Raw genomic sequence first — 9,674 nt, 5'->3', positions numbered from 1 at the left:
TTTGATAAGAGGTGAAAACCGTAACGTTTGGCAAGTTTAATAAGGTATCTAGATGAAAGTCCATTGTTCTTTACCGGTATAATGTAGCGATCGCTACATTATACCCCATTATGCCGCAAGACCCATGGAGATTCTCCAGGTATTGACAGGATTACACAATGGATTGAAGCTGCTGCAAGGAGTTTACAAGAGTACCAAGCTGTACGCTGGGCTTTAGGCGAGTTGTTACTTACAAGTACGACGCGATCGCAACTCAAGACAACATGGACAGGGGGTAGCGGTCAACTTCCCTCATCGTTGGCACTGCAAGATTGTCGAACTGAGGCTAAAACATTAATTAACGAATTTAGACAAGCTGTTGAAACAGTTACGCTGGATAGTTTTGAAATCAAATTTAGATACCTATCAGCAGCAATTTAATCAAGTAGAATTCTGGTCGCAGAAGCAGTATTTAATCTGGTTTCACGGCAAAGATATTCAAAAAGAGATGCAAAAGCAATCACCTCAATATCTATCGCTAAAAACATTTTTTAATTGGGCTGTGACTCGGATTGACATCGAGCGACAGCTAGATCTTAGCGAGTTACGAAATAAGATTTCGCAGCTTTAACAATCTCCCATCATAGCGTTAGCTTGACGGGAGATTCAGTTTGGTACAAAGTCTTAATTGCATTATGGGTAATATCGCGAAGATCGTGATTAGAACATCATTCTAGGGTAGAAAGTTCTAAATCGGTTGAGTGGACAGGGGAATTTCGCTCTGCCCTAACTTGGCTAGCGAAATAATAACAGACATTGACAGATTGGTTCTTTCAGCCGCTCTAGTAACATTTGTACCATTTCGCGTTAGGGCTATAAACTCTCGAATTTTGGATACCACAGGGTCATTAGCAGTGGTATAGCCTCTTCTAATTGCGAGTTCTAAACCGCGTTCGATGTCAGCAAGCGATAAAGTTGGAGCGTTAGCTACGGGTAGATTCAGTTGGCGGTTGGGTGTAGCTGAGGAAATGGTAATGCCGTTATTTGTAGGTCGTCCAGAACGGTGAACGATATTGAAAGTGTAGAGACGTTCAACTCCTTGGCGATCGAGAGTTTTAACGAATAGATTGGTAATGGGAGTTGTTGTAGCGCCGGGGAATCGTAGGGGTTGAATTGGCTGAACGAATATCATTCTAGCTTGATTAGTTTTTAATTCCGCATCAGTGTTAAACACAACTTTGGATGGATCTGCCAATCGGATATAAGTGACAACTTCGCCTGTTTGGGTAAAGTCAATAACGCTAGCTCGACCAGCCCATACTTGGAGGTTAGTAGTAGTGTTTGTTGCTGTATCTCTTTCTACTATTCTGAGTGCTGATGTTTGAGCTTGACTAACCGTTACAGTACCTATAACGGCGAAAGTTACTAGGGCGGGGGAAAGTAAAGTCAAACAGACTTTTTGAGTGAGCTTTTTCATCTTCGTGCAGGGAAATAAGTAGATTTATTTGCGTACAGTGACAAAGGAATTGACAAATACTGAAACTTCAGTTCCTTCTGGAACAATTGCTACATTGCCTCGTTTTAAAAGTTCTTGCGTGGCGCGATCCGATCGCTCTCGCAGCCGTTCGGCTGTGGGTGTAAAGAATCCCTCTAAAGCTGCTGCTAATACGCTGGGTCGGCGTTTGGAGTTTGTTCGTACAGTGGTACTTCCAAAAACTCCACTTTGTTGGCTAAAAACTTCTTGGGTAGGTCGGTTAATGATTTCTCCTACCCGTCCCAAACTGCTGAGAACTCCTACTAAAACGTCTGTCTTGGCGATTTCGGAACCTCTATCAAATAAGCCTTCAGCAATGAGGGGCTGATTATCTTCGCCGCGAATTAGCAAATTTCCAGGGGGTATCGGTACTTGGTGGATGCGTCCGCCATCGTCGGGATAGACAAGTGCTACGACACTTTGAGATACCAGTCGATTTGAGCGAGTTACGTTGTTTACTTCAGTAATGAGAACGGTACCAGATGGTAAGGCGATCGCCCCATCGGTAGCCTTCATATCTTCGGTTAATTGGACGGCGAATCTTCCACCAGTGGGGCTTTGACCTGCTTCGTCCCAAATCATCGGTACGATTACCTTTGCTTTGGCAGATGATCCGATGGCAATCTCTTTGGTGGCTATGTCAATATTGGTGTTTTGGTTGATTGGGGTGCGGTTGAGAATGCCAATTTCTCCCGCACTCATTCCACTTGAGGTCGTATTTGGGCTGGAATCAGCAAGTCTGTTATCTCCAATAGCGACGCTGGCTATCTCTGGCTCTGCTGTTGGCGTAGCTGAGGGGCGCGTATATGGTGGATTTACTTGTGTTGGTTGCGTGTTTTGGGGGCTGAGCGGTTGTTGGTCTTGCGGAAATGGTATAGATGTTGCCGCAGGTGTAGTTATTGGTGTATTGGGGGGTAAGGTTGATGTTGTTTCCCCGGTGACAATTGGTGTATTGGGGGGTAGGGTTGGTGTAGTTTCCCCGGTGGTAATTGGTGTATTGGGGGGTAGGGTTGGCGAAATGGCGATCGTGGTAGGAGATGATGCTAGTCTTGTGCTTGCTGTGACGATCGGTGTTTCAGCCGAGTAGGTTGGTGTCGTCGGTGGCGCGATATTGCTCCGTAACGTTGGCGCGATCGCATTAGGAGAGGGTATTGGTGCGATCGCTAGAGTAGGAGGCGTGCTGGGAGAGACTACTGAATTGCTAGCTACAGCACTTTCGATCGCAGGAGCATCAGCAATTTCTCCTCTGCTTTGTCCCAGAGAGGCTAATTTCGCCCAGCGATCGTAGGGGTCTACTTTTTCAGCTGGAGGCGGTGGTGATTGGATGGGGCGTGGAGAAGGGGATGGTTTTGGAGGCGATGGAGGAGGTGGGGGAGGAGGCGGCGGAGTGGGAGGCTGGGTCGGAGAAACAGCCTGTATTATTCTGGGTGGTGGAGGAGGTAATGGGGCTGGTCGCGGAGGCGGAGGCGGTGGATTAAAGTTTTGAACTCGTCTGGGAGGCTCAGGAGTTCTAGCAACTGGTACAGCTTTAGGTGTAGGTTTCGGTGCCAATTTTGGTGCAGGTGCAGGTGCAGGAGTAGCGGTAGGTGTAGGAGTTGGGCGCTCTTTGGGTGTAGGTGGTTGAGCTTCCAATGTCCGTTGTTGGTCTTGAAAAGCTAGCCGACTTTTGAGTTCTGCTGACTCATCATTAGAAGGGGATGGAGTAACTTCAGGCGTTGATGTTTTTGCTTGTTGGCGGACGGGTTTAGGAGCGAAGAAGGTAAACCAGAGAAAGCCAAAAGTGCCGAGAAAAACTCCAGTACCAGCCAGCACTGAAAACATCCGAACTGAGGGTTTTTCGGAAACAGGACGAATTTCTGCTTGTTCGTTTTCTTGTTTGATTCTATATTCTGATGCAAGCAATTCGTCTGCTTCTTCATCGTATCCGGCAAAGTTCAGTTCATCATCTCGACTGATTTGGGAGTCATTATTGTTAACTGGAGAGGAGTTATTAGCTACTTGGGAAATATTGGAGTTAATTTCATAAATTCGATGTCCATTACTACTGTTAGAAGATAAGCCGTTGCCGCTCTCTTCTATTCCATCTGGTTCGTTGTCAAATTCGTAGTTTGTTGGTGGTTTGGTTGCGCTCATAGTTTAGTCTTCCTTTATTTGGGTTTAAATTCAGTGATTCGATTAATTTCTAATCCGGCGGAACGAAGCTCGTAAACTTTCTGTTCAAATGCGGAGCCTTGGTTTCCCAAAGGTGAGGTTTGAATTTCCACCGCCTTTAGCCTAAAAGTCCGATTGAAAGGGATTCTTTCGTCTCTTCCCGATGAGCGGTCTACAAGCAGCCGGGTTGCTATCATGTCAATTTCCCACTCTCCGGGACGAATTTCTCTGGGATCTGAGATAAATGAGATGATGACTGTGGAGCGTAATTGACCGGAAAATACTGTACTGGGAACGAGTTCGGCTATTTGAGATAGGGAAGCTTTTCCGAATTCTGGTTCCATCAATAAGGAAGCAAAATAGGTGCTGGTTGGAACTCGTTTTGAGTTGACTTTGATGCCAGAATCTGTTTCATTAGTACCGGGAATTTTGTTATCCCAGTTGAAGGTTAATTCAGTCCAATTTTTGACGAAGGTTTGGATAACAGATGGATATCTGAAAAAGCGATCGCGTTCGGAAACGTAGTAAGTTTGACCGTTGACTAATTGGACTTGGGTTGTTTTCATCGCGGCTACCGAGTTGATTCGGTAGGCTACGAATAGGTGGAGAATGAGGGTGAGAATATTGACTCCCGTTAGAATTAGGAAGCACAAAGCGAGTAAACTTTTGGCTTCTGGCAGCAGTCCGGGTTGTTTCAATCGTTGAAGTTTCATGTCATCTGAATCCCTTGTTAATTGCCAGAGTTGTTGCTGCTCCAATAGCGTTGCTGAATACATCGACCAGTTGTTTTGCATTACCTGCGATGCCGTTGTACAAGGCGATTCCACCTCCACCAGCGATTAAAAGGGCTAGTCCGGGTGCGAATATACTTATGAAGAATAAAAAGGCAACATCGCTGGCTAATTCCGCTCCAGAGTTGACTAAAACAACGGCTGCTAGTCCGACGATAATGTTGTAGCCCAACTGCACGCCGAATAAACTCAAGAAACCTGTTGCCCATGCCCAAATCGGTCTACCTTGTAATGGGAGAAGGGATAAACCCATTGCAATGGGTGAGAATAATGCTGTTAGTAAAAGTGCAGCTTCAAGGATGTTGACAAATGCCCACTGTAGGCTGTAAAGAATGAATCGGATAATGGGAATTGCTTTTTCTCTAAATACGGAGCCGGGGTCGTTTATGAAGGTGACGGCATCTTGAGCAGCACCGGGTAAACTGTTATTCCAAAGTGTTTCGGCGAAGGCTCGTAAGGTTCGCAGAGGAGCGGGGCCAGCGGCTTGTCGTTCGGCTTCATCGACAATTTTTTGAGCGGCTTCTCGTTTGGAGTTCCAGCAAGTTACCAATTCTTCTCCTACTTTATTTCGGCAATCGCTGTAGAGGTTTTCGAGTTGTTGTTTGCCGATGTTACTGATAGTAATATTGGAAATTGCATCTCTAAATGTGAGTTCGCCGAGTTGGGCTTCGAGAACGCTTTGGACTTGTTTGTAGGCGAAGCTTCTGGTAAAAATAGCGGTATTGGCTAGCAATTTTCCGTTAGCGCCTAAGAACAGCATGATGACAATTGGCCAGATAAATAATGCGGCTAATTCTGACCACGATTGTTTTTCGATAATGTCTTTGCCGCTGGTTAAAGTTAAGAAGAGAATGCTAACGGCAGCTAGGGTGATGCCAAGGGATACTAGACCTACCCAAAGTCCAGAAGCAATGGGGTCGATGGTGCTAATCCAAACTCCATTCCACGATTCTGATGTTGCCCTAGCCAGGTTAATTGATTCGTTAACAAGGTCTAGGGCTGACCCTTCGCCGCCTGTTGTGGGTGGCGTAATTTGTGCGAGAAATTGCATCATTTTTTAATGAGAAATATTGAGGGGGTAGTCAGGCGGTGGAGTTGATTCCACGCGCCTGTAAAGATTAATTGGAAGTGGTGAATCTGTTATTTGTAGCAGAGGTTGTGCTGTCGGTTGGTTTTCCTAAATAACCGCCGCCGGGAAGCATGAGCATTCCAGCTTGTACACTGGCTTGGTTTCCAGATGCTATGCTGCCTCTGCGATCGCTTGTGTTAATCGCAGATATCTCCTTAGCTGCTTGGGAGAGCAAAACGTTGTTAATTGCTCTGTCTGTTCGACCTTGTTGAGCTTCTTGGAGAATTCGTTCGTTTACTTGGGCGTTAAGTGCGGTTTGTTGGGAAAGGTTTTGGAGGATTTGTTGGGTAACATCGAGACTTTGGGACTCTTGACCCAGTTGAATATTTTGCTGGGTGTCTTGTTTAGTTGCTTCTAAAATTTGGCGGCTATTGGCTTGCGCTTGTTGGCTGAGAGTGGAACCGTCGGCGATACCAATAGCTGCATTTCGTTGGGCTTGTCCGTCGAATTCGGACATGATAGCGTAGGAGCCTTTACCATCTAATTGGCTTGATTTGGTTTCGAGTAAATCTGATAGTTTAGTTCCTTCGGTGCTGGATGTGGGAGCCTTCATTATTTGGTTGCTGACTTGGCTCAAATCGGGTAGTTTGATGGCTCCTAAAGAGGAGGAAAGTATCTGGTTTAAAGTGCCGAATAGTTCGTTTTGGACGAATCCACCGATGTCACCAATAAATTCATTGACTTGTTTGGCGACGCTTTCGATAGGAGCGAAGAAGCTACCAGAAGAAGCTGAAGTGTTAACTCCTGATGTTTGAGTTCCAGGAACAAAGGGAGGAGTTGTTTGGGCTTGGCTGGGGTTGATTTGGGTAGTTAATCCCAATCCAAGTAAGAGAGCGATCGCTGTTATTTGAGTTCGAGATTTGTTTGAAGTCATTTGCTGTTTGTTACGAGTGGTTTGGATGCTTTTGGAAGCATTTTTGAATTTCGACCGATATGGTCGAAGCCTTTTCCTTCTTTCACCGCTGGGATATATTCTTGGGTGAAATGTTTTAGCCCTTGGAGTTGTCCCTTGAGGGTTGAGGGGTATTGGAACATGATGCGATCGCGGGCTTCTTTTTCATTTTGATTGTTAGCAATTGATGCCAACATCATCTCTGCGGGATAGAATCGCGTCCGCCAAAATCTTCCGCCTTTTTCAATTAACCAGCAGGAGTAGAGGTCGGCAATTCTGGGAAAGAAAGCTTCGGTGGGATTTCGACTGATAATTTGTGGGTCATAGCCCAGATGTCTTTGAGCGGCTGCTACGCCAGAATTGGTGATTCTTCCAGTGATTTTGTAGACCATGTTCTGCATGATTTTGGCACCAGCAGAACATTCGCAGATGGCATCGAAATCTTGGCTTAAAAGTACAACGGCTATGCCATCTTTTCTCCCAGTCGCGCAGAGTTCTCCCACAACGGATGCAAATCCATCTTTCTTTAAAAGTACGCTTAATTCATCGCCAATAAATAGGCTTTTTGGATGAGAAAGAGCGTTGCGAATGCAAGCGGTGTGGGCATTAATTGCCATTAAATAAGCATCTTGTTCGTTGGATAATCCCGATAAGGCGAAGAATTTAACCGCAGGTTCCGGTGAAAATGTGCTGGGTCTACCAATGGCTTTTCCTAAGCGGGATGTGAGTAAGGCATTTCCTTGGCTGAGGATTTGGTTAATTGCGAGTCTGTCTAAATCTTCAAAGGATTTGAGGTTTAATCTTTCTTTGCTACAAAATCTTAGTAAATCTTGAAGAGTTGGCATTTGTTGCCATTCGGGTGATTGCCAACCTTTTTCAAATGCTCTATTGTAACGAGCGATAATTTCTGGATCTCTGAGGTACATATCGAGCATTCTGAGGATAATTGAATCGACCCGCTGCGCTAGGTGGGGGTGGTGGATTTTTCCCATTGCGATCGCTACCAGCGCTTTGCGGATAAATTCTTTCCAAGATTCCATCCGGCGTTCTCTTTCGGCTTTGTCGAACTTGCGTAAATCTGGAGGTTCTACTAGGTTGCTAGAACCCTGGCTGATGTCGTAGTATGCGCCTTGGTCGCCTAAAAGTTCGATCGCTGTTTTGAAGGTACTATTTCCTCCGCTGCTGATATCCATTCCGACGACAGGAATGTTATTCGCTAAGGCTTCTATAGCAAAACGCCATCCTAAAACGCTTTTACCCGAACCAGATTCCCCGGTGATTAAAGCGCGGCTAATTTGTTCGTAAAATAAATCGATAAAAATGGGTTTTCCACCCCGTTCTGTGATGAATTCGACTCCTATTTTATCGATGTCATGGGGAACGGTTAGAGGGAGAACTCCGGCGACAGTTTCGGTGTCGAGGGTGAGGCGGCGTTCGCTAAAAAATGAGCCGCTATGTAGCAACCATTTCCAAGTAATGGGAAGGCATTGTAACCAAATATCCCAGGTGATATTGCGTTCGCGAATAACTTTAGCAGTTCCGAAACTATTGGATAGGACGTTGCAAGCTTGGTTGAGTTCTTCGGAAGTGTTTCGATAAACTAAAAAGGCGACTGCTGTATTTAACGGTACGGCTCCTTTGTAAAGTCTGCGTTGTGCATCAAAAGATTCTTCTTGTTTAATTTCAGCACCGATATCGCGTCCTTGTCCTTTAGTTATCGCTCTGGTACTCGCAGTTTTTGCTCCTTTCGCTTGTCGCGCTAAGTTATCATTGACTACCAGTTTATTTCCGACGCTAATTTCAACCCATGCTTCGGTATTGTGGACGTAAGTTGAGGACATAACTTCCCAAATCCATTTCAATTGTTGTCGGGTATTTGTCCAGCCTGTGGGTGCGTCGTACATGGTTAAAACACCGCATTCTTTACCTTTTCCTGCTAAATAGACGCGGTTGTTACTTTGGCGATGTTCGGGACAGGAAGATACGCCATTAATTCCTTCGATTAAGACGGTACAAATGTGTTTTTCTGTTGTTTTTTTCTCGCTAAGTTTATAGCCTGTGGATGTTTCTGTTAATTTGACAATTTGAGGTACTGCGGGAGGTTCATCATTGTTAAACCGTTGCCAAAGCCATTCCCAAAGTTCGGCTGTATTCATGGGAGCGATTTCTAATCCCATTTTGGTGTTTAGGAGAATTTCCCAACGAATGAATCCTTGTTCAAAAGCGTTAAGCAAGAGTTTGGTGTAAAACTGTTCTTTATAGATTCGGGTGTTACCAGTAATCGTTCCGAGAAGTGCATCCCACAAATTTTTTACACCATCAATAGCTTTGCCAATCAAATCTCTAGAAGTTTGTTCGCCTTCGCCATCGGCTGTCCAAGTGCAGAAAGCGATTTGTTCCCAGATTTGTCTGCTACCTTTATGGGTTAGTTGTTGAATGCGTCGCTGTTCGTTTCGGATGAGTACGGAAACGGGTTTAAGGTTAGCAGTATCGGCTAAGTTTTCAAGCTGTTTGCGTCTGGCGTTATCGTCGCTGTAGCAACCAGTGCAGAAGGTGATTTTTTCACCGGGAAGGATATCTTTCATTCCCTCTTCAATGGAAGTTGCAAAGTTGGATACTTCGCTTTTGAAAAGTAAGTTATGGAGTCCTTGGGTGCGAAATCCGAATATTAGTTGGTAGCTTGAACCGTTATTGAGGAGCATTCCCGATACTTGTCTACCATCTTTATCGATTTCGACTAAACAACAGAGGTTAATTTCGTTTTGGAATGGCATAAATCGGCTATTTCCTCCAGATTGATTGGGGACGATTTTAGGTTTTAGCTTGATTCGGATTTGGGAATCGTAGGCTTTACCTTGGAGGCTGGTAGGACGCAGAGAAGGGATGGGAGAAATGTAGAGACTGTCGCCGTTGCACCACTCGTTGCCAGGAGGTTTTCGTAATTTGTCGGTGAATAGATGGGGTTGATTTCCTGTTAGAAGCCACCAACTGACGATTAACCAAAGTGAGACTGTAAAGAACCAACCTAATCCTAAGTTGAAAAAACCCATCGTCAATATATATGAAATGACGGTTAGAAAAAACCAAGGGGCGATTTGGTTGGCAGGAATGAAGCCAATACTTGCCTGTTTTCCCAGGATTTTGTTGATTCTGATAAAGTCTTTTTCGGGATCTCTTAAGGTCATTGGTGACTCCTTT

At 45.0% G+C, this 9,674-nt stretch carries 7 protein-coding genes; 1 reads left to right on the top strand and 6 read right to left on the bottom strand.

Annotated features, from left to right (window positions below; translation table 11 throughout):
* The first annotated feature begins 358 nt into the window (after nt 1-358).
* A complete protein-coding gene (locus LAY57_RS15325; protein WP_249067651.1) occupies nt 359-610 on the top strand; it encodes a hypothetical protein in 252 nt (83 codons plus the stop codon).
* Between the two features lie 117 nt (nt 611-727).
* Here LAY57_RS15325 and LAY57_RS15320 read toward each other — a convergent pair whose 3' ends face one another.
* From LAY57_RS15320 to LAY57_RS15295, 6 genes are all read right to left on the bottom strand, one after another.
* The gene (locus tag LAY57_RS15320; RefSeq protein WP_249067650.1) at nt 728-1,456 is read right to left on the bottom strand and encodes a hypothetical protein; all 729 of its coding nucleotides are present in this window, start codon (nt 1,454-1,456) and stop codon (nt 728-730) included.
* Nucleotides 1,457-1,480: 24 nt separating this feature from the next.
* Nucleotides 1,481-3,646, bottom strand: coding sequence for a TrbI/VirB10 family protein (locus tag LAY57_RS15315; protein WP_249067649.1), 2,166 nt, complete (start codon nt 3,644-3,646; stop codon nt 1,481-1,483).
* 14 nt (nt 3,647-3,660) lie between these two features.
* Nucleotides 3,661-4,377, bottom strand: a complete 717-nt coding sequence (locus tag LAY57_RS15310) for a hypothetical protein (RefSeq protein WP_249067648.1) — start codon at nt 4,375-4,377, stop codon at nt 3,661-3,663.
* A gap of 1 nt (nt 4,378) precedes the next feature.
* On the bottom strand, nt 4,379-5,509 hold the full coding sequence (locus tag LAY57_RS15305) for a hypothetical protein (RefSeq protein WP_249067647.1): 1,131 nt from the start codon (nt 5,507-5,509) through the stop codon (nt 4,379-4,381).
* A gap of 64 nt (nt 5,510-5,573) precedes the next feature.
* Complete coding sequence (locus LAY57_RS15300; RefSeq protein ID WP_249067646.1) at nt 5,574-6,458, bottom strand: hypothetical protein; 885 nt, start codon at nt 6,456-6,458, stop codon at nt 5,574-5,576.
* On the bottom strand, nt 6,455-9,661 hold the full coding sequence (locus tag LAY57_RS15295; protein WP_249067645.1) for a putative type IV secretion/conjugal transfer ATPase: 3,207 nt from the start codon (nt 9,659-9,661) through the stop codon (nt 6,455-6,457). Before LAY57_RS15295 ends, LAY57_RS15300 begins: the two co-directional genes overlap by 4 nt.
* Nucleotides 9,662-9,674 lie beyond the last annotated feature (13 nt).

The organism is Argonema antarcticum A004/B2 (genome assembly GCF_023333585.1).
Lineage (GTDB): Bacteria > Cyanobacteriota > Cyanobacteriia > Cyanobacteriales > Aerosakkonemataceae > Argonema > Argonema antarcticum.
Note: the sequence above shows the minus strand (reverse complement) of the source record. Positions and strands in the feature narration are given on the sequence as shown.

What these genes read in the sequence shown, in the direction of transcription:
- LAY57_RS15320 (WP_249067650.1), bottom strand. Translation starts at nt 1,456, where the DNA reads ATGAAAAAGCTCACTCAAAAAGTCTGTTTGACTTTACTTTCCCCCGCC.
- LAY57_RS15315 (WP_249067649.1), bottom strand. Translation starts at nt 3,646, where the DNA reads ATGAGCGCAACCAAACCACCAACAAACTACGAATTTGACAACGAACCA.
- LAY57_RS15310 (WP_249067648.1), bottom strand. Translation starts at nt 4,377, where the DNA reads ATGAAACTTCAACGATTGAAACAACCCGGACTGCTGCCAGAAGCCAAA.
- LAY57_RS15305 (WP_249067647.1), bottom strand. Translation starts at nt 5,509, where the DNA reads ATGATGCAATTTCTCGCACAAATTACGCCACCCACAACAGGCGGCGAA.
- LAY57_RS15300 (WP_249067646.1), bottom strand. Translation starts at nt 6,458, where the DNA reads ATGACTTCAAACAAATCTCGAACTCAAATAACAGCGATCGCTCTCTTA.
- LAY57_RS15295 (WP_249067645.1), bottom strand. Translation starts at nt 9,661, where the DNA reads ATGACCTTAAGAGATCCCGAAAAAGACTTTATCAGAATCAACAAAATC.